This is a genomic window from Klebsiella sp. GFKo11 (assembly GCF_056490265.1).
In genome coordinates this window covers 5,806,801-5,829,681 of record NZ_CM151369.1, presented here as the reverse complement: position 1 = coordinate 5,829,681, position 22,881 = coordinate 5,806,801, and the positions used below count along the sequence as shown (strand labels likewise).

23 protein-coding genes are annotated in these 22,881 nt (G+C 45.7%); 10 read left to right on the top strand and 13 right to left on the bottom strand.

Annotation, left to right across the window (positions count from 1 at the left end; all coding sequences use genetic code 11):
• Nucleotides 1-51 precede the first annotated feature (51 nt).
• Together AC07P6_RS27955 and aspA are read right to left on the bottom strand one after the other, a co-directional pair.
• Complete coding sequence (locus AC07P6_RS27955; RefSeq protein WP_110274511.1) at nucleotides 52-1,353, bottom strand: anaerobic C4-dicarboxylate transporter; 1,302 nt, start codon at nucleotides 1,351-1,353, stop codon at nucleotides 52-54.
• 118 nt (nucleotides 1,354-1,471) lie between these two features.
• Nucleotides 1,472-2,908 carry an aspartate ammonia-lyase gene (gene aspA, locus AC07P6_RS27950; RefSeq protein ID WP_110274510.1) on the bottom strand — a complete coding sequence of 479 codons (1,437 nt, stop codon included), beginning with the start codon at nucleotides 2,906-2,908 and terminating at the stop codon, nucleotides 1,472-1,474.
• 338 nt (nucleotides 2,909-3,246) lie between these two features.
• On the opposite strand from aspA, the gene AC07P6_RS27945 reads away from it, so the two are divergent.
• Nucleotides 3,247-3,717: an FxsA family protein gene (locus tag AC07P6_RS27945; RefSeq protein WP_304255271.1), complete on the top strand. Its 471-nt coding sequence runs from the start codon at nucleotides 3,247-3,249 to the stop codon at nucleotides 3,715-3,717.
• Between the two features lie 38 nt (nucleotides 3,718-3,755).
• Entirely contained in the window at nucleotides 3,756-4,226 is a 471-nt protein-coding gene (locus AC07P6_RS27940) for a hypothetical protein (RefSeq protein ID WP_304255273.1), read from the top strand.
• A 187-nt stretch (nucleotides 4,227-4,413) separates the two neighbouring features.
• Here the strand turns inward: AC07P6_RS27940 and yjeH are convergent, their stop codons facing one another.
• Nucleotides 4,414-5,664, bottom strand: a complete 1,251-nt coding sequence (gene yjeH, locus AC07P6_RS27935; RefSeq protein ID WP_478315166.1) for an L-methionine/branched-chain amino acid transporter — start codon at nucleotides 5,662-5,664, stop codon at nucleotides 4,414-4,416.
• A 233-nt stretch (nucleotides 5,665-5,897) separates the two neighbouring features.
• Between yjeH and AC07P6_RS27930 the strand changes: the two genes are divergently transcribed.
• From AC07P6_RS27930 to AC07P6_RS27920, 3 genes are all read left to right on the top strand, one after another.
• Nucleotides 5,898-6,191, top strand: coding sequence for a co-chaperone GroES (locus tag AC07P6_RS27930; protein WP_003855929.1), 294 nt, complete (start codon nucleotides 5,898-5,900; stop codon nucleotides 6,189-6,191).
• Between the two features lie 44 nt (nucleotides 6,192-6,235).
• The gene (groL, locus tag AC07P6_RS27925) at nucleotides 6,236-7,882 is read left to right on the top strand and encodes a chaperonin GroEL (protein WP_182235703.1); all 1,647 of its coding nucleotides are present in this window, start codon (nucleotides 6,236-6,238) and stop codon (nucleotides 7,880-7,882) included.
• Between the two features lie 134 nt (nucleotides 7,883-8,016).
• Nucleotides 8,017-8,370 (top strand): DUF4156 domain-containing protein, encoded by a 354-nt coding sequence (locus AC07P6_RS27920; protein WP_139529761.1) that lies wholly within the window; start codon nucleotides 8,017-8,019, stop codon nucleotides 8,368-8,370.
• A 100-nt stretch (nucleotides 8,371-8,470) separates the two neighbouring features.
• Here the strand turns inward: AC07P6_RS27920 and yjeJ are convergent, their stop codons facing one another.
• From yjeJ to AC07P6_RS27880, 8 genes are all read right to left on the bottom strand, one after another.
• Complete coding sequence (yjeJ, locus tag AC07P6_RS27915) at nucleotides 8,471-9,337, bottom strand: YjeJ family protein (RefSeq protein ID WP_478315165.1); 867 nt, start codon at nucleotides 9,335-9,337, stop codon at nucleotides 8,471-8,473.
• Nucleotides 9,338-9,353: 16 nt separating this feature from the next.
• Nucleotides 9,354-11,480, bottom strand: a complete 2,127-nt coding sequence (locus tag AC07P6_RS27910) for a peptidase domain-containing ABC transporter (RefSeq protein WP_478315164.1) — start codon at nucleotides 11,478-11,480, stop codon at nucleotides 9,354-9,356.
• Complete coding sequence (locus AC07P6_RS27905; protein WP_478315163.1) at nucleotides 11,473-12,759, bottom strand: HlyD family secretion protein; 1,287 nt, start codon at nucleotides 12,757-12,759, stop codon at nucleotides 11,473-11,475. Before AC07P6_RS27905 ends, AC07P6_RS27910 begins: the two co-directional genes overlap by 8 nt.
• Nucleotides 12,760-12,892: 133 nt before the next feature.
• Complete coding sequence (locus AC07P6_RS27900; protein ID WP_478315162.1) at nucleotides 12,893-13,258, bottom strand: hypothetical protein; 366 nt, start codon at nucleotides 13,256-13,258, stop codon at nucleotides 12,893-12,895.
• A 337-nt stretch (nucleotides 13,259-13,595) separates the two neighbouring features.
• Complete coding sequence (locus tag AC07P6_RS27895; protein ID WP_478315161.1) at nucleotides 13,596-14,618, bottom strand: fimbrial protein; 1,023 nt, start codon at nucleotides 14,616-14,618, stop codon at nucleotides 13,596-13,598.
• A gap of 17 nt (nucleotides 14,619-14,635) precedes the next feature.
• Entirely contained in the window at nucleotides 14,636-17,179 is a 2,544-nt protein-coding gene (locus AC07P6_RS27890; protein WP_478315160.1) for a fimbria/pilus outer membrane usher protein, read from the bottom strand.
• Between the two features lie 35 nt (nucleotides 17,180-17,214).
• The gene (locus tag AC07P6_RS27885) at nucleotides 17,215-17,907 is read right to left on the bottom strand and encodes a fimbrial biogenesis chaperone (protein WP_478315159.1); all 693 of its coding nucleotides are present in this window, start codon (nucleotides 17,905-17,907) and stop codon (nucleotides 17,215-17,217) included.
• 53 nt (nucleotides 17,908-17,960) lie between these two features.
• Entirely contained in the window at nucleotides 17,961-18,521 is a 561-nt protein-coding gene (locus tag AC07P6_RS27880) for a fimbrial protein (protein ID WP_478315158.1), read from the bottom strand.
• A gap of 492 nt (nucleotides 18,522-19,013) precedes the next feature.
• Here AC07P6_RS27880 and AC07P6_RS27875 point away from each other — a divergent pair, with 492 nt between their 5' ends.
• Nucleotides 19,014-19,568 carry a winged helix-turn-helix domain-containing protein gene (locus AC07P6_RS27875; RefSeq protein ID WP_478315157.1) on the top strand — a complete coding sequence of 185 codons (555 nt, stop codon included), beginning with the start codon at nucleotides 19,014-19,016 and terminating at the stop codon, nucleotides 19,566-19,568.
• A gap of 167 nt (nucleotides 19,569-19,735) precedes the next feature.
• Here AC07P6_RS27875 and epmB read toward each other — a convergent pair whose 3' ends face one another.
• Nucleotides 19,736-20,764, bottom strand: coding sequence for an EF-P beta-lysylation protein EpmB (epmB, locus tag AC07P6_RS27870; RefSeq protein WP_478315156.1), 1,029 nt, complete (start codon nucleotides 20,762-20,764; stop codon nucleotides 19,736-19,738).
• A 42-nt stretch (nucleotides 20,765-20,806) separates the two neighbouring features.
• On the opposite strand from epmB, the gene efp reads away from it, so the two are divergent.
• The 4 genes from efp to sugE all read left to right on the top strand — a co-directional run bounded on the left by efp (nucleotide 20,807) and on the right by sugE (nucleotide 22,341).
• Nucleotides 20,807-21,373, top strand: coding sequence for an elongation factor P (efp, locus tag AC07P6_RS27865; RefSeq protein WP_110274494.1), 567 nt, complete (start codon nucleotides 20,807-20,809; stop codon nucleotides 21,371-21,373).
• A gap of 70 nt (nucleotides 21,374-21,443) precedes the next feature.
• Nucleotides 21,444-21,575 (top strand): entericidin A/B family lipoprotein, encoded by a 132-nt coding sequence (locus AC07P6_RS27860; protein WP_434660519.1) that lies wholly within the window; start codon nucleotides 21,444-21,446, stop codon nucleotides 21,573-21,575.
• 162 nt (nucleotides 21,576-21,737) lie between these two features.
• Nucleotides 21,738-21,884 carry a lipoprotein toxin entericidin B gene (ecnB, locus tag AC07P6_RS27855; RefSeq protein WP_004097935.1) on the top strand — a complete coding sequence of 49 codons (147 nt, stop codon included), beginning with the start codon at nucleotides 21,738-21,740 and terminating at the stop codon, nucleotides 21,882-21,884.
• A gap of 139 nt (nucleotides 21,885-22,023) precedes the next feature.
• Complete coding sequence (sugE, locus tag AC07P6_RS27850; protein WP_434660517.1) at nucleotides 22,024-22,341, top strand: quaternary ammonium compound efflux SMR transporter SugE; 318 nt, start codon at nucleotides 22,024-22,026, stop codon at nucleotides 22,339-22,341.
• Here sugE and AC07P6_RS27845 read toward each other — a convergent pair.
• Nucleotides 22,338-22,868, bottom strand: coding sequence for a lipocalin family protein (locus AC07P6_RS27845; RefSeq protein WP_274586802.1), 531 nt, complete (start codon nucleotides 22,866-22,868; stop codon nucleotides 22,338-22,340). The genes sugE and AC07P6_RS27845 overlap by 4 nt on opposite strands.
• Nucleotides 22,869-22,881: the final 13 nt, after the last annotated feature.

The following is a 22,881-nucleotide window of genomic DNA, read 5'->3' as shown; positions in this document are numbered from 1 at the left end:
GGTAAAGGGATTAACGAAACGGGCCAGGATCTGGCCCGAATTTGAAGAGATTTACAGCAGAATGCCGCCAAAAATAAACCCGAGGATCACGCACAGCGTAATGGCGATCACGCCGGGGATCAGGAAGGCATGGTTAAAGACGTATTTGCCAATGCGGGTCGAGCCGGTGTCATCCATTTCGACTGCTGCCAACAGAGTTGGATAGGTTGGCAGGACGAACAGCGCGGAGACGGCGGCAAACGAGGCGATGGCGGTCAGCGGCGTCACGCCCAGCATCAGCGCAGCGGGCATCAGCGCCTTGGTGGTGGCGGCCTGGGAGTAAAGCAGCGTCGCGGCGAAGAATAACACCACCGCCAGCAGCCACGGATAGTTGTGCAGCAGGTCGCCCGCGACGGTCTGGATATCGCTAATGTGCGCTTTGACGAAGGTATCCCCCAGCCAGGCGACGCCGAGCACGCAGACGCAGGCGCTCATGCCGGATTTAAACGTGCTGGCGTTGAGCACTTCACCAGTATCGATTTTGCAGGTGATGCTAATCAGCGTGGCGATGGTCAGCATAAACACCACAATCGCTTCATTACGCGGCAGGACCGGGTTTTGAATCAGGCCAACGGTGTCACTGATGGCGGTGGCGTAGAACATTACCGCCACGATACCGACCAGGAACAGCAATACGGAGCGTCTGGCGTGTGGCTTAAGCTCAAACACCTGGCTACCGCGCAGTTTGACTTCCCCTTTTGCCAGACGCTCCTGGTAGACAGGGTCATCTTTGAGCTCACAGCCGAGGAAGTTACATACGATGGCGGTGAGCATGACGGCAACCAGGGTTACCGGAATACAGATCGCCAGCAGGGTCAGGTAGCTCACACCCAGCGGTTCGAGGATCCCGGCAAAGAACACCACTGCTGCGGAAATCGGCGAGGCGGTAATCGCAATCTGCGAGGCCACCACGGCGATAGAGAGCGGGCGTGAGGGGCGAATACCCTGTTCTTTCGCCACTTCGGTGATAACCGGCAGAGTGGAGAACGCGGTATGGCCTGTTCCCGCCAGCACGGTCATAAACCAGGTGACCAGCGGGGCGAGAAAGGTGATGTATTTAGGATGACGCCGGAGCATTCGTTCGGCGAGGCTGACCAGATAGTCCATCCCCCCGGCGACCTGCATGGCAGCGATAGCGGCGATGACCGCCATAATGATTTCGATGACGTCGAAGGGGATCGCGCCGGGTTGAATTTGAAAGACGAGGGTCAGGACGAGGACGCCCAGGCCACCGGCAAAACCAATGCCGATGCCTCCGAGTCTGGCTCCCAGATAAATAGCCAGCAGGACAATAACGAGTTCTGCACTAAACATATATGCCTTCCTTGTTTTATTAACAAGTTGATATTGGATTGTTGTAATTTGGTGGAACTATAAGAACAAAAAAGGCATGTCATCGCTGACATGCCTGTGGTTAGTTTAATCTGAAAGCTTACTGTTCGCTTTCATCGGTGTATCGCTTCGCTTTATAGGCCGGATGCATCAGGTTCTGCGCAGAGAAGATGTCATCCAGCTCGGCTGCGGTCAGCAGTCCGCGCTCAAGCACTACGTCCCTGACGCTCTTACCCGTTTCGGCGCAAATTTTGCCGACGATATCGCCATTGTGGTGGCCGATATACGGGTTGAGATAGGTGACGATGCCAATCGAGTTATAGACGTAGCTTTCACATACCGCTTTGTTGGCGGTGATGCCGCTCACGCATTTTTCCAGCAGGTTGTAGCAGGCGTTGGTCAGGATATGGATAGATTCAAACATCGCCTGGCCAATCACCGGTTCCATGACGTTCAGCTGTAGCTGACCGGCTTCGGAAGCCATGGTGACGGTAGTGTCGTTGCCGATAACTTTGAAACAGACCTGGTTCACAACTTCCGGCACCACCGGGTTAACCTTGGCTGGCATGATGGAAGAACCCGCCTGCAGTTCCGGCAGGTTGATTTCGTTTAGTCCAGCGCGCGGGCCAGAAGAGAGCAGGCGCAGGTCGTTACAGATTTTGGACATTTTGACCGCCAGACGCTTCAGGGAGCTGTGTACCATTACGTAGGCACCGCAGTCTGAAGTGGCTTCAATCAGATCTTCTGCAGGTACAACCGGTAGGCCGCTGACTTCTGCCAGCTTTTGTACCGCCAACTGTTGATAGCCATCCGGGGTGTTCAGGCGGGTACCGATGGCGGTTGCGCCGAGGTTCACTTCCAGTAGCAGTTCAGCAGTACGCAGAATGCATTTGGTTTCTTCGTTCAGTAGAACGCTAAATGCATGAAATTCCTGGCCGAGGGTCATCGGTACCGCATCCTGCAGTTGGGTACGGCCCATTTTCAGAATGTCCTGAAATTCAACGGCTTTATGCTGGAAGCCTTCGCCAAGCTGGTTGATAGCATCGATCAGCTTGAGGATTGAGGCGTAGACCGCGATGCGAAAACCGGTCGGGTAGGCATCGTTGGTGGACTGGCATTTGTTAACATGGTCGTTAGGGTTGAGGTACTGGTATTCACCTTTCTGGTGACCCATCAGCTCAAGGCCGATGTTCGCCAGCACTTCGTTGGTGTTCATGTTAACGGAGGTACCTGCGCCGCCCTGGAATACGTCAACCGGGAACTGGTCCATGCATTTACCGTTGTTCAGCACCTCGTCGCAGGCGGCGATAATCGAGTTCGCTACGCTCTTGGGGATAGTTTGAAGTTCCTTGTTAGCCAGCGCTGCGGCCTTCTTCACCATCACCATACCCCGGACAAATTCAGGGATGTCGCTGATTTTGCTGTTGCTGATGTAGAAGTTTTCAATCGCTCTCAGAGTATGAACGCCGTAGTAGGCGTCAGCTGGAACTTCCCTGGTACCCAACAGATCTTCTTCGATACGAATGTTGTTTAACATGTGAACCTTCTTTTCAAGCTGCTATATGAATTCACCCAATACGCAGAATTTATGAGATCTCGCGCATTTTCTAGCCGCAGATTATTTCTTTAACCGGCCCGGTGCCCACGATCATATGCTGATGATAGCGAATATCAGTCATCCTGATCACTTATTATGTAGTGAATTCTATAAGAATTATTAATTTGTGAAATGAATCACCGCTTTTCCATTCTTGAAAAAAATAAGCTTTTTTTACGATTGAAAAATGGCGCTTTGGCCCAACATCTTACTAATGCGAATAGCACATCTATGACTACGGGCGCCGACATCGGCGTCCGTTAATGAAGGAGACGCCGGTGCGTTGGATTCCGTTAATTGCCGTTTTTTTATACGTTTACATTGAGATATCGATCTTTATCCAGGTCGCCCATGTGCTTGGGGTGCTGCTGACGCTGATTCTGGTGATCTTTAGCTCGGTAGTGGGGATATCGCTGGTGAAAAACCAGGGCTTTAAAAACCTCATGCTGATGCAGCAGAAAATGGCGGCAGGGGAGAGTCCGGCTGCTGAGATGATCAAAAGCGTATCGCTGATTATCGCGGGTCTGCTGCTGCTGTTGCCGGGATTTTTTACCGACTTCCTGGGTCTGCTGTTGCTGTTGCCGCCGGTACAGAAACACCTGACGTTGAAGCTGATGCCGCATCTGCGCTTTAGCCGGATGCCGGGCGGTGGATTTAGCGCCGGAACGGGCGGCGGTGATACTTTTGAAGGTGAGTATCAGCGTAAAGACGACGAGCGCGACCGTCTGGATCATAAAGACGATCGCTAATGGAATGGTGAGGAAGAATTATATTGGGAAATTATCTCATGAATGAATTCGGTCTTTACTTTAAAAATCAATTGCCAAGATTCGTTGTTAGCTATTGCATCATTGGTTTTGGATTTAGTGCAATAGCATGGATCTGGGGCGGGAGTAGTCAACTTGGAGGGATGATTGAGACATTATTCCCTAAAGATAATGTCTATTATGTCTTATGTATCATCACTCTCATTGTTTCAACTTTTTTTAAAATAATCCTTCATTGTTATGGCGTTAATGAAAAGTCATTTATTTTCAAGATCTTATCTGAATTGCAGTCTATGGTTCCAGTGCTTTTCTTAATTTTCTCTGGATCGCTGTCATTTACAGCATTACTTTTCTTAAATGACAGTCAAATAGCTCGCTCTATGTTCTTGTTTATTGTATCGATACTTTTTTTAGCGGTTTATCCTTGTGTTACGTTTTATCTTCCTGACGGTGAGAAAAAAATTGCAAAAAGCTTGAAAGGAAAAATATAGAATGAATGTTAATAGATTTAGATTGCTGACAAAGTATGTTTTTTGGGTATTGCCCGGTGGCGGCTAACGCCTTACCGGGCCTACGGGAAATGAGTAACCGGATGAGATAGTGTAATTTGTAGGCCGGATAAGGCGTCTGCCGCCATCCGGCAAAAATGCGAGCACAGAGGTCAAAACAGGCTTGTCATCAGTCTTCAGATTTTTCTATTTTGCGCTTTGGTAAAAACAGCCACAGCACCGCCAGCATGATAAATGCGTACAGACTCTTCCAGCCAACCATCGCCAGCAGCAGCAGGCACAGCACGCTGCCAATCGCCGCCAGTACGCGATAACGCCCCTGAAGTAACCGACAACCCGCCAGCATGCACAGCAGATAGATCATGATGAAAATGCCGTTGGCGTAGACGATCAGGGCATCGAGATTGATATTGAGTGCATAAATGCACAGAGCGCTGATCACACAACAGCCCAGCACTGCATTCAATGCATTGCGCGGAATTTGTCGTGGCGACAGCCGGGCCAGATAGCTATCTGGCTTGTATTGCGCTTGTGACCAGACCAGGCGGGCAAAGCTCTGAATATAAATGTTGAGGCTGGCGAAGCAGGCGAGGTAGCCAATAACACAGGCAATCCACAGTGCCTGAACGCCGAACAGACGCACGACGATATTGGGCAATGACGCAGCGGCGGCCATCTCTTCGCCAAAGGCATGAAAATGCAGAACCAGTACGGTACAGGCCCAGTAGACGGAACCTGCGAGCAATAAGCCAATCATCAGCGCACGGGGAAAATCACGTTCCGGTTGCTTAAATTCAGACGCCAGATGAGCGAAAGCCTCAAGGCCGACGAAACACCAGAACATCACCGAGAGCGCAGAGAAAAGCTGTGAACTGTCGATATCAGTAGCGGCAGGAAAGGGGATCTGCGTTGGGTTGATTCCACCACGCCACCAGATAGCGACGATTAACGCGACAATGAGGACCGCAACCAACGTTTGCAGATTTGCGCTGGAGCTGGCCCCGCGTGAGCCGACCCACCAGATGATCGCCAGCGTTCCCAGCTCGGCCAGCAGCAACTGGCTATCATGCCAGCCAAAAAGCGCCTGACCAAAGCCGGTGGCAATATGCAGCGCAGCAGGCAGTCCTACCGGGATCACCGATAAAAATAGCCAGCCGGTAACGCGAGCCAGGCGCGGGCCAAAGGCCATATCAACAAAATGCGCGACGCCGCCTGCGCTGGGAAAATGGCGACCAAGGATGGCAAAGACGATAGCTATCGGGAACACCAGCAGGATCAACGCCGGCCAGGCCCACAGGCTATTGTCACCGGCGACCAGTGCAGCCAGTGCCGGAACGGCAAAGACACCGGTTCCCAGTAATGATGTGGAAAGTAACCCAACTCCTTGAGCAAGCCCCAACTCCTGTTTCAAACCACTCATGATTCAACCTTGCGCCCGGCAAAAAATGGATGGTATCACAATCGCTTTTGCTTATGACGGGTGGTTGCAGCCGCATTTTTGTGTGCGTAAGAGCACGACGGCAAATTTTTTTTTAGTTTTCCCCTTGAAGCGGGAAATCCCCATCCCCATCTCTCAGGGCACTAGCCGGAAAACAGTGTGCGGACCGGCGTCATCCATAACTGATAATGACTTTCTCAAAGGAGAGCTATCAAATGAGTATTCGTCCGTTACATGATCGTGTGATCGTCAAACGTAAAGAAGTTGAAACCAAATCTGCTGGCGGCATCGTTCTGACCGGTTCTGCGGCAGCCAAATCAACTCGTGGCGAAATCATCGCTGTCGGTAAGGGCCGCATTCTGGAAAACGGAACCGTGCAGCCGCTGGACGTTAAAGTTGGCGATATCGTGATTTTCAACGATGGCTACGGCGTGAAATCTGAGAAGATCGACAATGAAGAAGTGTTGATCATGTCCGAAAGCGACATCCTGGCAATTGTTGAAGCGTAATCCGCGAACGACACTGAACATACGAATTTAAGGGAAAGATTAAAATGGCAGCTAAAGACGTAAAATTCGGTAACGACGCTCGTGTGAAAATGCTGCGCGGCGTAAACGTACTGGCAGACGCAGTTAAAGTAACCCTGGGCCCGAAAGGCCGTAACGTGGTTCTGGACAAATCCTTCGGTGCGCCGACCATCACTAAAGATGGTGTTTCTGTAGCACGTGAAATCGAGCTGGAAGACAAGTTCGAAAACATGGGCGCGCAGATGGTGAAAGAAGTTGCCTCTAAAGCGAACGACGCTGCTGGCGACGGTACCACCACCGCAACCGTACTGGCGCAGGCTATCATCGCTGAAGGCCTGAAAGCCGTTGCTGCGGGCATGAACCCGATGGATCTGAAACGTGGTATCGACAAAGCTGTCGTTGCTGCTGTTGAAGAACTGAAAACGCTGTCCGTACCGTGCTCCGACTCTAAAGCTATTGCTCAGGTTGGTACCATCTCCGCTAACTCCGACGAAACCGTAGGTAAACTGATCGCGGAAGCGATGGATAAAGTCGGTAAAGAAGGCGTGATCACCGTTGAAGACGGTACCGGTCTGGAAGACGAACTGGACGTAGTTGAAGGTATGCAGTTTGACCGTGGCTACCTGTCCCCGTACTTCATCAACAAGCCGGAAACTGGCGCTGTTGAGCTGGAAAGCCCGTTCATCCTGCTGGCTGATAAAAAAATCTCCAACATCCGCGAAATGCTGCCGGTTCTGGAAGCAGTAGCAAAAGCGGGTAAACCGCTGGTTATCATTGCTGAAGACGTTGAAGGTGAAGCGCTGGCGACTCTGGTGGTTAACACCATGCGCGGCATCGTGAAAGTGGCAGCGGTTAAAGCACCGGGCTTCGGCGACCGTCGTAAAGCTATGCTGCAGGACATCGCAACTCTGACCGGCGGTACCGTTATCTCTGAAGAGATCGGTATGGAGCTGGAAAAAGCGACTCTGGAAGATCTGGGTCAGGCGAAACGTGTTCTGATCAACAAAGACACCACCACCATCATTGATGGCGTGGGTGAGGAAGCTGCAATTCAGGGCCGCGTGACTCAGATCCGTAAGCAGATCGAAGAAGCGACTTCTGACTACGACCGTGAAAAACTGCAGGAACGCGTTGCTAAACTGGCAGGCGGCGTTGCGGTAATCAAAGTCGGTGCGGCTACCGAAGTTGAAATGAAAGAGAAAAAAGCACGCGTTGACGATGCTCTGCACGCGACCCGTGCTGCAGTAGAAGAAGGCGTGGTTGCCGGTGGTGGTGTTGCGCTGATTCGCGTGGCAAGCAAACTGAGCGACCTGCGCGGTCAGAACGAAGATCAGAACGTGGGTATCAAAGTTGCGCTGCGCGCAATGGAAGCTCCGCTGCGTCAGATCGTTCTGAACTGTGGCGAAGAGCCGTCTGTAGTGGCTAACACCGTGAAAGCGGGTGATGGCAACTACGGCTACAATGCTGCAACTGAAGAATACGGCAACATGATCGACATGGGTATCCTGGACCCAACTAAAGTGACCCGTTCTGCTCTGCAGTACGCGGCCTCTGTAGCTGGTCTGATGATCACCACCGAGTGCATGGTCACCGACCTGCCGAAAAGCGACGCACCTGATTTAGGTGGCGCTGGCGGCATGGGTGGCATGGGTGGTATGGGCGGCATGATGTAATCGTGCGCTATACCCCTTAGATACCAAGAAACCCTCGGGCAGAAATGCTCGGGGGTTTTTCTTTTTGTCGTCTTTTTAGTATAAGGTTGTACATCCGGGCCAGCGCGTCCAGCTCATTGATCGTGGGGAATAACATGCAGGTAAAATATTTAGCAGGGATTGTCGGCGCAGCATTATTGTTAGCAGGTTGCAGCTCCAGCAACGAACTGAGCTCTGGGGGCCAGAACGTCCGCTTCGTCGAAGATAAACCGGGTTCGGAATGCCAGCTGTTAGGAACCGCGACGGGTACGCAAAGTAACTGGTTATCCGGGCAGAATGGCGACGAAGGCGGCTCTATGCGCGGCGCAGCAAACGCCCTGCGTAACCAGGCGGCAGAAATGGGCGGCAACGTGATTTACGGTGTCAGCAGCCCGACGCAGAACCTACTGTCGAGCTTTGTCCCGACCGATAGCCAAATGAATGGCCAGGTTTATAAGTGCCCGAATTGATTTAATCACGGGTTCCCCTCTCCAGATGGAGAGGGGAACCCGTGCAACGGCTGGAAAGGTAGAGCCATTTTTTCTACATCCATGTAGATACCCAAATGTGTTACTGCTTAAGAGTTGCCTGAGTTTTAAGGCAGAAGGCGTGTAACGGAGCAAGGCACTCCTCTTTAGTTAATATCTGCATTGGTTGAGACGGAATACGTTGGTAAAAAGTCTGGCATAGCGGATATTTTTCCAGGAGCGCTTTTAACATTGGAACCAGGCGAGCAACTCTTTGAATGATGCTTTCCGCTTCCTGAGAATCTGGCTGCACATTAGCTTTGATAACTGTACCTGCGAGAATTTCTTTACCTTGTTTCGTTTCGAAACAGTAAAGTACTGCCAGATAATCTGAAAACAGATGCTGTTTCCATGGTTCGTGATTGATCACCTTGAAATTTAGATACTCGAGATTAGTTAAGTCAACAGAGTAAAATAATAAGAAGTCAAGTAGTGAACCAATAATCTGCATAGTTTCTTTATCATCTATAGTTTCAATAGCTTTCTGAATAGCCAGAATAATAAATTCAACCTGTGTGTCATTTATTTCAAGAATAACAACTTGCTCGTTTTGTAATATGATAATGAGAGAAAATTGATCATCTTTGAATTTAGGGGTTATAGATGCAATAAGGTTTGCAGGGTCGGGTTGCATAACCTCTGCTGGAACAATCTCGGGAATATTAGCTGTTAATAGCTTAATATCATCCTGAGCTTTTTCTTGATAAAGAGAATCTTTATCAGTTAAACGTTGTGTGAATTTTATCATACGGCTTCGTAGAATAATGAGGAAATCAACTAATGTGGTTACCTGCATATAAAAAATACGATGTTCGTCGCTAGTATCTCTCACCTTGAACGTCATCAGGCAGAGATGGTCACCTTGTTTGATAGGTGCTGTATTTATTCCTTTAATTATCATATGATTCATTCCTATTATTCTTTTTTTAGCAAGGTAGTGACATTGAATTATAGCTGGATAAGTCAATTACGCGGTCTGCTGACGCAATCGTTGAAGGTCTATGTGCAACTATAATGCGTGTAATACTTAAGTTTGATATTGCATTATTAATGCTCGCCTCATTGTTCAAATCAAGGTGGCTGGTAGCTTCATCCATAAACAGTATCCCTGGTTTGCGATAGAGAGCTCTTGCGATTAATAAACGTTGTTTTTGTCCGCCAGATATTCCTGTCCCTAGTTCACCGATCAGCGTTTCATAACCCATAGGCATTTTCATGATCTCGTCATGAATATTACTATTTTTGGCACATTGAATTATGAACTCTTCATCTGCATTGTCTTCAAATCCACTAATATTTTCCAAAATAGAGCCAGAGAATAAACGATCCTCCTGTAAAACACATGCAGTACTGAGGCGATAGTTATTTAATCCAATTTTATTGATATCCAGATTATCAGCAAAGACATCTCCACTGGTTGGTGAAAGCAGGCCACACATAACTTTCAGTAAAGTAGTCTTTCCCACACCGGATGGACCGACAAGGGCAACTGACTCACCTGGTTCAACAAAAATACTTAGGTTGGAAAATACAGGTTGAGTAAAGGGATCATACTGATAGCTTAAATTCTTAACTTCTAGTTTAACTCCCTTATCTTCCTCAAATACGCGACGAGAAGGCATCTCACTCTCAGGCTCGCTAAAAACAATCTCAGAAAGTCTTTCATTATGTAGAGATAGTATACGTAGTTGCATAAATAGATCGATCAAGCTGGATGCTCGCTGAGAAAATTGTCCTCGGTAGGCGTTGAATGCCATAAACATCCCTAGAGTCATATTATTATCAATTACTGCTAATGCCCCTAACCACAAAATTACAACTTGGTCAATTGAAGAAATAAATGTATTAATACCACTGAACATCATATCAAAACGTGTTTGTTTAATTCCTGCATTACAGGCATCAATATTTAGATTTAACCAATGTTGTGAACGTCTCTCTTTTAAATTGAGAGCCTTAATTGTTGCAATCCCATATAATGATTCCATAAAATGCGAACTGGAACGTGCACCTTTAATAACCTGTTCTTCTGAAACCCGGCGATAGAATCTATATGTGGCTAAACGCATAATAGCATAACATAATGTAAAGCCGACAACGACCCAGACAAGCCATCCACCATATAAGGTTAGCATGATTAGAAGACCGATGGTCATTATAGTATCGATAATTCCGGTAACAATGCTATTGGTGAAAGTTGAACGAATAACATCCAGAGAAGAAAAACGGGATTGAATATCACCTAAATGACGTTTCTCAAAAAATGATAATGGAAGACTGGCTAAATGATCAAAAAGTGTCGTTTTCCATTGTATATTTGTTAATGTATTTAATGTTAAAGAAATCCATGCGCGAAGCATGCTGATAAATGTACGGAATAAGGTGAAAGATACTAAACCAATACATATAACAGCAAGTAGACTTTGATCGTGAGCCATGATTACATGATCTGTTACCATTTGTGTGCCAACAGGGAGTAATAAACCAATGGCTTCAATGACTACGGAGAAGGCAAAGATTTTTAGTAGTGTGCTTTTCAAGCCTACAATATTACGCATTAAATCAAGTAAACGTAGACGTGACTTTGCCTTTTCCTGCTGGAAATTTTGGTCTGGCCAAAGTTCAAGAGCAATCCCGGTAAAGTAATTGGACATCTCCTGCATACCAATAATGCGTTTACCGAGAGCTGGATCGTGTACAATAAAACTGGATTTGCGAACTTTGGTTAGAACGACATAATGATTCATTCCCCAGTGAATGATACAAGGGAGTTTAAGCTGGTTTATTTCATCAATATCTAACGATAATGCTCGGCTTTTTAAACCAGCACGTTCGGCCGTTTTACTTAGCGACAACAGCGTTACGCCCTGTGCAGGACTGCCATAGCGTTGCCGGAAGTTAAACAGATCGATATTGAGCCCATGAAATCCAGAGATCATCGCCAGACATGCAATCCCACATTCAGCAGCTTCTGATTGTAGAATGACAGGGATTTTTTTTCTAAGTGAGAAATTAATTTTTTCTATGATGGATTTAAATAATGATTCAGTCATTTATTGGCCCACTTACGCTCTGGGTGATCTTGTATAATGGTGTAAACATCCACATGTATAGAGGCCGTTCCTCGAGAAAAACAATTGCCTGTGCTTTTAGGCCATTAGATAATTCAAGGGTTTTATTCTTATAAAAGAATTTAGAGTTTTCAATTTTAACGATGGCCTTATATAGAGCAAGCTCCTGTTGATTCGGATTTGTAACGACATTTGTATATTCAGACATTTCCTGCCGTGAAGCAGGCACTGAAGAGATAGATAATACTTTACCAGGAAATTGACCAAACTTGTCTGACGGAAATGCGTCATAGCGGATGTTTACCGTATCACCAGGGTTAATATAGGGAATGCTATTATTGGGAAGCCACAGTATCAAATAGTACTCAACATTACCGGTTGGTTTTATTTGAGCAAGGCTGCTTCCTTTGTCCACCATTTTCCCGGCTGTCACTGCGACTGACTCAATTTTACCATCAGATGTGGCTTTAATTACCAGATTACCATTGGCGTTTGATTCTACACGCTGATTTTTATAATCATTAATTTGGTTTTTTTGATTTGAAATTTGATTGTCAAAATCAGAAGCTTTAGTCACAATATCACTCTTAAGTTGTGTTAATTGAGACTCTAGTTGCATTCTTTGACTAATCAGTGACTGATATGTACTTTGTTGTTGAAAGTAGAGTGAGTGTTGATAGTTGTACTGATCTTTAGTAATTAAACCTTGCCTGAGGTATTGATCATAGCTGGAGAGATTATCTTTCATTTTTTTCAGGCCTGTATCAGCATTGATCAACATTTTATTTGTTTCACTCAATGAGTTAGAATATTGATTAACCTGAATATTCAAGGCGGTTAGAGTTTCCTCTTTATTTGTTCGTGTTTTTTCTATGATCTCTTCAGCGTTGGAGATTTTTTCTGTAATAACGGCACTCATTGTGTCGGTGACATTACCGTTGATAGTCGAGCGAGATACATCAAGCTCGTAGAGTGGTGTTCCCTTTACCACAATATCACCAATGTCCACGTGTTTTTTTACAACAAAACCTTGCTGAGGTGCAAAGACATTAATAGAGTGGGGCAGTGTAATAATTTCACCGCGTACGTCAATACGTTGTGTATACTTGCAGTACGTGATTGTAATGATGAGTAAACATAAAAATATTAATGAAATGGTAAGAATAAGCCATGCGGGCATTCCTGCTAACAATAATGCTTTTCCTTTCCAGTGATTTTTTTTATGTTCAATTGCTTCCTTGCGATAAAGACTATTTGGCATCAGAAATCACTTTTAGTAATGTCTCATAAAAATTAATATAATATATTTATGAGGTTGATGTTACACTTTAATAAATAACACTTGCAGCGTTATCTAACCCTGCAAGTGTATCTTTATATTAAAAAAATATTAATCAGTTAGGGGTCCAGCCACCAATTGTACCAGCAAACCAACTATCCATACCTTTATTGATTAGTTCCATCGATTTATCAGCACCAATATATGCTCCCCAGATAGCACCCGTTACGGCACCCTGGATTGCTCCCCAAATAGAGCCAATGCCGGTAGTAATAACACCGAAGCCAAGTATACCGCCACCAGAACCATTACCAGTGACTCCCCCTTGCAAACCACCCGCTGCAGACGTACCAAGAGCAAGTAACACTCCACCAACAACTGCATCAAAAGCACCTTCAATAATTCCTTGGGTGCCCTTAAGCATGGCTTCTATACCGGCACCTGATACATCATTCATTTCTACGATTGTCAATTCTTTCATTTTTTTTCCTTAATTAAAATAATCCATTATTACTGATTAACATCAAAGTGATAACTTGGATGCTTCCAGTATTCAGAAAAATCGCTCATCAGATGAGAACATCTGCGATTTTTCTAGAGCAGATTCTGGCCGTAAAAAATAAAAATACAATGCTTTTTGTTTTTATTTATGTTGAATTTTAGTGGTTCAGTTAGTAATCGAACTTAGTTCATGTTTAGTTCATGTTTAATTTGTGGTTGAAAATAGATATATAATTTCGTGCTATCAGTGTAACTATCGTGATAAAAACCTCATGAAAGATTAGTTGATGAGGTTTTAGCTTTAGAATGTTTAACCTTTATTTTTCCTGGAGAACAATTTCAAAATCTGCTTTTACTTCCCCTGTTCCCGCCGTACCTAATGTTACAGGGTTGGCAATTTTGTAGTAATCAGCATTGAAGGTTAAACTCTGACTCTTTACTGTGGTGAACGAATAACTAAGGTCACTAAATTTTATAGCAGTAGAATCCTTCTTAAGAATAAAGCCTATATTAGTAGCACCACCAGGAAGAGCATTTAGTAATACACCATCTGCTGAAGGTGAGTTCATTGATATTGGGTTGAACCAGTAAATAAAATTCTTATTCACTTCAGATGTTGGACAGCTTATGTCTAGTGTAAAGTTTTTTGGTTTTCCGGCTGCAGCGCCGATGGAAATGGAAGTGAGTTCAGATAAATCGATGTTTTGTAATCTTACCGTACTTCCATTCCTTGGGGAAATTTCACATGTTGTTTCTTTAAATTTAATATTTGTGAGGTCAATATTTATCCTATATAATGCGGACGAATTATTACTCCCTGTACTTGTTTGTACAGGAGTACCTGCCATATAGTAAACAGTAATATAGCTGTCAAGTTTTTGTTGCGTTATAGGTCCTGTTTTAACTAACCAGACCATAACCTGCTTTGATATATCTGATGATGAAAAGTATCGTTGAGTTGCTTGTTCCGCCTGATTAATTTCTGATGGGATAAAGCGCCCTTTAGGCTTTGTTATATCAGATATCTGGAAGCCGATACCAGGAATACCTGTTTCATAGACTGTTTGGCCATTAATTTTCTTTACATTTGATTCATTAACTGCAGGTGTTGTTCTTATAACATAGACATCACTTACGCTACATTTTGAATAAATCTTTGGATTAACATTGCCACGAACTGCGGTAGCCAATATCGTACCATCGGGTAATGTTGAATCAGCCAGGACGGAGGGGGTTCCAAAACTAACGGTGATGGCACCTGTTGTACCATCATAAGAACATGTCGCTGTGGCCTGAAAGCTTATACATAATAAACCAAGTGAAATAATTAATTTTTTCATAGTATGTATTATTCCTGTTAACGGCAAACAGCATTAGCCTGCGCTATGCCTTCATTTGACGCAGGTAAACTATAAGTTGCCTTACACTGTTGGCCGGTTTTTGATCCCCACTGGGCATAAACTTCACCACTATCTTTCAGGCCGGACATATAAACCATGCCGCCGTCGGATACGATGCTGGCCTGAGCATTTTTATCTGTGGTTAAGGTAACCGTCGCACCATAAGGCACATTCTCACCCGATGATCTTTTCAGGATCAGGAACGCACGGCGACCAATATTGCCTTCAAAATTTGCCCGTACGATTGCGGCACGAGTTGGCACCACTTTCTGCGTGGTATTCGGCAGTTCCATATTATCGCTCAAAGTGGTGTTATCTAATGCCACGCTGGTACGATGGTATGGCGTCACGTAAGGAATAATGGCGTAACCGCGATAATCTGTTTCAATCGTCGCGTCATTTTCGAGGCGAACGTTATTTAGGCCCGGCGCTTTAACCAGGACGGCAGTTTCAGACATTTCTTGTCCCAGTGTAATACCATCAGCGTGAACCAGGACTCCACCACTCATACCATAGTTAATGAGCTGGCTATGTTTGCTATAGCTGTAGCCACCATTCACTGAACCCATTGAGCCGCGGTAGTTACTGTATACACCACCGCTGGCATCTTCCCGATTGCTATAACCCTGCTGTACGTTCCAGTCCAGATTATGGTTTTCCAGCGCTACACCGCTTAAAGAGACATATTGGTCGGTAGAACCTGGGCTGCTGTTGGTGACGTTATACGTTGCGTAGGTATTCGGTATCCAGTCGCCTAATGGCACTGTGATGTTAAATGAAACGACATGGTCGTCTTCGACGGTGCGGCTTGTGCCATTACTACCCCAGGAATAGCGACTGTAGCTATAGCCTGCATAATAGTTAAAGCGACGGAACCCGCCGTTATAGCCAATATTTAATGAATTGTTACGGCGATTGCTGTCCCAGTAGTCTTCAAATATACCGGAGACGGACAGACTTCCGAGCCCTGAACCCAAGCTTTGATTTACGGTAATATTAGTTCTATTACGTAAAGAACGAGAAGTATAACTGCCGTAGCGATTATTATAAGTATTCATTACATCGGTAAGCGTGTTATAGCCAGATGTTGAATAGCGATAGCCCGCGACGGTGATATTCGTACCCGTTTCAAGAATATTTTTACCATAGCGGATACGCCAGGACTGACCCGACGTTTTATCCAGGTCTTTCTTTTTCGACCAGGCTTCGGTGACGTCGGCTGAAACCGCACCGATGTCGCCCAGGTTTTGCCCAACGCCGAATGCCAGTGCCTGATAGTTGGAGGCGGCCTGCATACCCGTGTAAATAGTAGTATTACTCAAGACGCCATAGCTTATGGTCGCCTGAGTAAATGGTTTCTCATCAATATCGCCATCATAGGGGCGATATTTACCGCTGGTGATTTCGTATTCCATTTGGCCTTCTCTGAGCATTAATGGCAGAGAGGCGTAAGGTACAATGAAGTTTTGCCGGGAACCGTCGGCTTCTTCCACAGTAACATAGAGGTCACCGTTACCGCCGGTTGAGTAGAGATCGGTAATCTCAAAGGCACCAGGAGCGACAAAGGCTTGATAGATCTGGTAACCGTTCTGTTTGATAACAACGCGGGCGTTAGTTCGGGCAATACCACGAACGATAGGTGCGAAGCCGCGCAGGCTTTCTGGAATCATGTCAGTATCGGTAGCAAGCTGAATACCGGTAAACGGGACGCTATCAAAAATACTTGATAGTGAACTGCTTTCCCCCATTACCAGGGTACTTTTTAGCGGAATGATGCTCCGTTGAGCATAAAGATACACAGAATCCCAATCGCTCTGAATACCAGCCGATTTATTCCAGGTACTTAGATTACGTAGGCGCCATGGCCCAATATTCAGGCCAGATTGTAAATTGAGGTTATAGTATTCATTATTCGCCTCATAATCCTTCCCTGAGCTGAACTGGTAATTAGTCAGCAGTGCGTTAATTCCATCATCAAATTCTTCAGGTGGGACTAACCCTTGAGCAATAGTAGATAGCGCAGCCTGCGGTATGGATATCAGTAACTGCTGAGTATTGAAGTTAAAATCTGTCGTGAAGTTAGGTATCCCACTGGTGTCAGCACATCCGTTAGCATCTTCTTTTAAGTGAGGGAACGCCTCTGAACGCAAACCATAGCTGGTTAGTTTAGCGATACTCAGGCAGGGAACTAGTTTCAGCTCGCCTGTAGTCGGATCTTTTTTTTCGACAAACCGAATATCTGTTGTTTCCTGCAGATTATTATTTAAAACGACATCAATGCGATACTCTCCCGGAGCCTGCGCATCTTTCGTTGCGTACAGCGATAAGTCCGGTATTGAGGAAGGATCGCTTTGACCGACTGATTTAATAAAATCAGGATCAAAAAAATCACGCGCCAGGGCATTGTTACAAAAACCGAGGGCTAACGCAGGAACAAGAACGAAAAATGGGTGGGACACACCAGAAAGAACACCATCCCTTTTTTTTATTAAAATAGACATACTTTTCACCCTGGTCGGTCAAAAAAGAACAAAAATTATATTGATGACGAATAGGCAGAACCCATGCCTCCGTTGTCAGTTGCGACTTTCCATACTATTTCTGAGCCATTTACACCCGCTGGTAATGTAAATTCTTTGGTGGCGAATGCATCGATATTGTTAATGGAACCACTCACTTCTGTATTATTGATTTTGATTGACTTAAAATAGATAAAAAATGGTGTTGTGTTTTTTAGCGTGATTTTATTACCGCTTTTACGCCATTCTAATTTCTTGGCTTCCTGGTTGATCGAAAGATCTTGTAAGGATTTTGGGCGGTAGATAAGGCGCATTCTATGACGTACAGCCAATTGGATTTTGTTTTTATCCGAGTCTGCATCACTGGTCGGTGGGATCGACATTACGTTGAAATAATAAACGGTTTCCCTGTCTTTGGGTGCGCTAGTTATGTTCGCATTAGGAAATATACGTACAGTATTTTTCTGTTTTGCTTCCAGGCGAAAAAGAGGAGGGGTCACCATAAAAAAAGACGTTTGGCTACCTTCACGAGGCTCAACCCACGATTTGATTAAATAAGGGATATTATCTTTATTTTCCAGGTTAGCGTTAATTTCACGCGCTCCCTCTTTATAAAGATGTCGTGTGGAGTCAACAACCACACCGCTATAGGCGGCAAAGCTTACTGAAAACGAAAAAACTGCCACTATTTTTAATAATGACTTCAACATAATTCATTCCCTGAATAAAAATAGGGCTTGCCTGAGGCAAGCCCTATTGAGTATTAGTAGCTGATGGTAAAGGTAGCTACACCTTTAACTGCGCCATCGGTAACGCCAGCAGCAGTTTTAACGTATGCAGCTTTGTAACGCATATAAGACGGGGTGCCCGCGGTATAAGCAACAACTTTAGGTGTGGTACCGGTGAAGCTTACACGTGAACCATCGGTGTTAACAACGGTCACCGCTGCGTTGGTTGCCGGGTTTACAGCAGTGTTAGTCAGAACGTTATCCTGGCCGCTGATGTAGTCACCAGTAACGGTAATGTTCAGGTTTCCGGTGTAATCAGTCGCGCCTTTCTGGCAGTCTTCAATTTTGTACTCAATATCTTTTGCAAGAGCCATATACGGAGAGTTTACGGCCTGGCCTTCCAGGATAGAGGCTTGAACATCATCCAGAGTTAAAGAACCACCTTGGATCAGTGCTGATGGAGTAACGTTACAGGATTCACCGGTATCAGTGACGTTGCCCAGAATTGTTAGTTGAGAACTGTTCCCTGCCGCGAAAGCCTGAGCGCTCAGAACTGCAGAAGCAGCGACCATTACAGCTACGATTGTTTTTTTCATTTATTTAATCCATTTATAGATACTAAAGTCCTGAATAGATACCCGGCTCGGTTGTTAATTAGTGGTATTGGTAATAACTAACATCCCGCTATCTATGCCTGAGCTCTATCGTTTTCTTTCCCCTGCCGTTGCTGTTGTGCATCCGTATGCATAGAGCCTAATGGGCAGGAGCGACGACAAATCTAAGTCGAAGAACGATAAAGTGCATGTGAATTTTGTTTGAATTTAAAGTTTGTTTTTTGAAGGTGGTAAATTCACATGATGATTACGTTGATAATAATAGCTATGGATGAAATGGATAGTGGTAAAATTGGTCTTCCATTCAGTTCAAATATCATGATAACCTTATCTTTGCTCCAGGTCTGGAGTTGTTAATTTATACTTGAAATTATCTAATCTGGTTGGTTTATAGGGATGTATCCTGATTTCTAAAGATGAAATTGAATTTAATTCATCGTTATTTCACATAGTTAATGAGGGCGGAAAGGGACTATGATATTCAATGAATATATCATTAATAATGAAGTTATTTTTAATGTAAATGTAAACGAACTACAACCTCTGGGCGAGAACGGCGAAGGTGTGAGCTTAAACGCGCCTACTGCACGCTGTCTCCAGCTTTTATTGGAAAGTAATGGGAAAATTATATCCAGAGAGGAGTTTCTGGATACGGTGTGGAAAACCAGAGGTGTTGTTGTATCTCAAAACACCTTTTATCAAAATATATCCTTACTAAGAAAATCGTTACTTAAGGCGGGACTATCGCAAGATATTATAGTGACGGTAAGGCAGCGTGGTTTTGTTCTCGCTTCAGGATCGCATATCGCGTCGTTCTTCAGAACGGAAGAGGAAAACTCGGAAAACACTTCAAATATTCAAGTAATAAATAATGCCTCTTCGCCCCCGTTAGAGAGAAATAAAGTTAATAATTTGCTTACTCAGGAGGATAAAATGAAAAGTGTTGATGCAGCGTTTAAGTTACCTAAGTGGATCCTACCTTTGCTATTGGTGATGATAGCAGCTGACATAATTGCTCTCTTTTTGTAAGTAATAACTAATGAATAAGCTTATAACTTCCTTTTATATTTACGCCTAATAGACCACTGGGTTCACTTTCTGGTAGTTATGTAAACTTTATTAAATATCTGTATATCAGATCAAATATGAACTGATTAATTGACAGTCTGCCGGGCGATGCTCGGCAGAAAATGTAACTAGCACTGCTTTAAACCTAAGTCTAGTGGCGTTTTACTAGGCTCCCCGCCGATTTCCCGCGCTAGCTTTGGCACCAAATAACCGGATACCAGGGTGAGTAACTCTCGTATAATCGACCGGGCTTCATCATCGCTAACCATAAAATGCGCTGCACCCTGGACTCTGTCCAGAACGTGCAGGTAATAAGGCATGACTCCGACATCAAACAACGCGTTACTCAGGTCTGCCAGAGTCTGCGCGTTATCGTTTACGCCGCGTAGAAGTACGCTTTGGTTCAACAACGTAACACCCGCTATGCGAAGCCGCTTCATAGCCGTGTGAAATTCTGCATCTATTTCGTTGGCGTGGTTGATGTGGTTCACCAACAGTACCTGTAACGATGATGTAGAAATACGCGCAACTAGCGCATCGGTAACACGTGCTGGGATGACAATGGGTAATCGACTGTGAATTCGCAGACGCTTGATATGTGAAATAGCTTCCAACTGCGTCATTAACCAATCAAGCTCATGATCTTTCGCCATCAGCGGGTCGCCGCCGGAAAAAATAATTTCATCAAGCTCTGGATGGGCCGCAATATACTCCAGTGCCGCCTGCCAGTTGCGCTTATTGCCTTGATTTTCGGCATACGGGAAATGACGACGGAAACAATAGCGACAATTTACCGCGCAGCCGCCTTTAACCAGCAGGAGCGCACGGTTACTGTATTTATGCAGCAGACCAGGCACCACGCTGTGTTGTTCTTCCAGCGGGTCGGTGGAGAATCCGGGGGCAGCAATAAACTCATCCTGAGAGGTAAGTACCTGACGAAGAAGAGGATCGTTAGGGTTTCCTGGTTCCATGCGGGCGATAAATGCTCGTGGAACACGTAGTGCGAACAGGCGCTTTGCATCGCGTCCTGCCAATAGATTCGTATCTGCGTCTACATTTAAAAGATGCAGCAGTTCATCAGGACTGGTCACAACATCTGCAAGTTGCGCTAACCAATCTTCTCTGGATGGGGTATTTAGGGTTACAATATGCGCCATTTTGTGGCTTAGCTACCAATTAACAAAATTTCAGAGGGCCTTATGGCGACTTACTATAGCAACGATTTTCGTGCCGGTCTTAAAATCATGATGGACGGCGAACCTTATGCAGTTGAAGCCAGTGAATTCGTTAAACCAGGGAAAGGCCAGGCTTTTGCACGCGTTAAGCTGCGCCGCCTGCTGACTGGTACCCGCGTTGAGAAAACCTTCAAGTCAACTGACTCTGCTGAAGGTGCAGATGTTGTCGATATGAACCTGACTTATCTGTACAACGACGGTGAGTTCTATCATTTCATGAACAACTCTACTTTCGAACAGCTGGCTGCGGACTCAAAAGCAGTTGGTGATAGCGCTAAATGGCTGCTGGATCAGGCCGAGTGCATCGTGACCCTGTGGAACGGTCAGCCTATTTCCGTAACTCCGCCAAACTTTGTTGAGCTGGAAATCGTTGAAACTGACCCAGGTCTGAAAGGTGACACCGCAGGTACCGGTGGTAAACCAGCGACCCTGACCACTGGCGCAGTCGTTAAAGTTCCGCTGTTCGTGCAGATTGGCGAAGTCATCAAAGTGGATACTCGTTCCGGCGAATACGTATCCCGTGTGAAGTAATTCATGCGATGAGATGGTTGGCGCAGCGCGACGCTGCGCCCTCTACGAATTGACATAGCTGGTAGGGTAGATGAACCGTGCGATCAAATTGTTGGTACTGTTAGCTCTCGGTTGCTCGCTGTTGGCTGGATGCAATACGGCTCGCGGTGTTGGCGAAGATATTCAGAGTTTAGGGCACGCGATTTCTCACGCTGCTGGTTAATTTGATTTCATCAGGCAATTCTTATTCATATCCCCACAATCTCTTTGCTTCACACTTGTAATCTCTTTTTCTCTTAAAAAACGTTGAGCTTCCTTTATCCCGGGCCAGGTTGTCTATGCTTATAGGGCACGATAACTAAAACTGGTAAATAAGGATGACATTATGGTGAAAAAAGCGATTGCAGCGTTCTTTACGGTTTTGGCTCTCTCTTCTGTATTGACCGCATGCAACACTACGCGCGGTGTGGGTCAGGACATTTCAGAAGGCGGTAGCGCGATTTCAGGTGCCGCAACCAAAGCTCAGCAATAGACCATGACGGTACGGCCAGCGGTCGTACCGTTCTTTCTCGACTCATCCTCGTTGTGTATAATCTCAGCGAGTTATCATCCACCTTACGGGACGACCCGTAAGCGTTTCACATCTGGGGACGGCCCCATCAAGGAGCCATATGTCCTGGATAGTGTTATTTGTTGCTGGTCTGCTGGAAGTTGTGTGGGCAGTCGGCCTGAAATATACCCACGGTTTTAGCCGCCTGGTACCAAGCGTGATTACCATTGTTGCGATGGTCGTCAGCATGGCCTTGCTGTCATGGGCGATGAAAAGCCTGCCCGTAGGGACAGCCTATGCGGTGTGGACGGGAATTGGCGCCGTTGGTGCGGCGATAACCGGTATTCTGCTATTAGGTGAATCCGCCAGCCCGATGCGCATTGCCAGCCTGGCGTGTATTGTGATTGGCATTATTGGCTTGAAAATCAGCGCCCATTAATAGTGTTGATTGACCCATAGCAATTTACTCACGTCGAAGCCCTGCTGGGTAGCGATATCCAGCATTTGCTGTTTCACTTCCGGTGGGATTTTCGGCGTGCGTGCCAGTAGCCAGAGATAATCGCGGTCTGGGCCGCAAACCAGCGCGTAACGGTAATCCTTGTCCAGCGCAATCACGTTATAGCCGCCATAGAAGGGGCCAAAAAATGAGACCTTCAGCGCGGCGCGTGTGGGTTCACCGGTAAAGTAGGCCACGCCATCAGTTTTTTGCCATATGCCTCGATCGGGGTTGTATCCTTTATTAACCACATCCAGTCCACCGTCTTCGCGCAGGCTGTAAGTTGCGGTGACTTTCTCTAAACCACGCTCAAAATTATGGTCAAAGCGGGCAATCTCATACCAGGTCCCCAGATATCGCTGTGTGGCGAATGGGCTCACAACAGTCACGCCTTGTGGTGGCGTGGGCGTGCTACAGGCAACAAGCAGAAATGAAGCGGCAACAACCGCAATGACGGGAAGCAGACGCATAATTTTTTCCTTG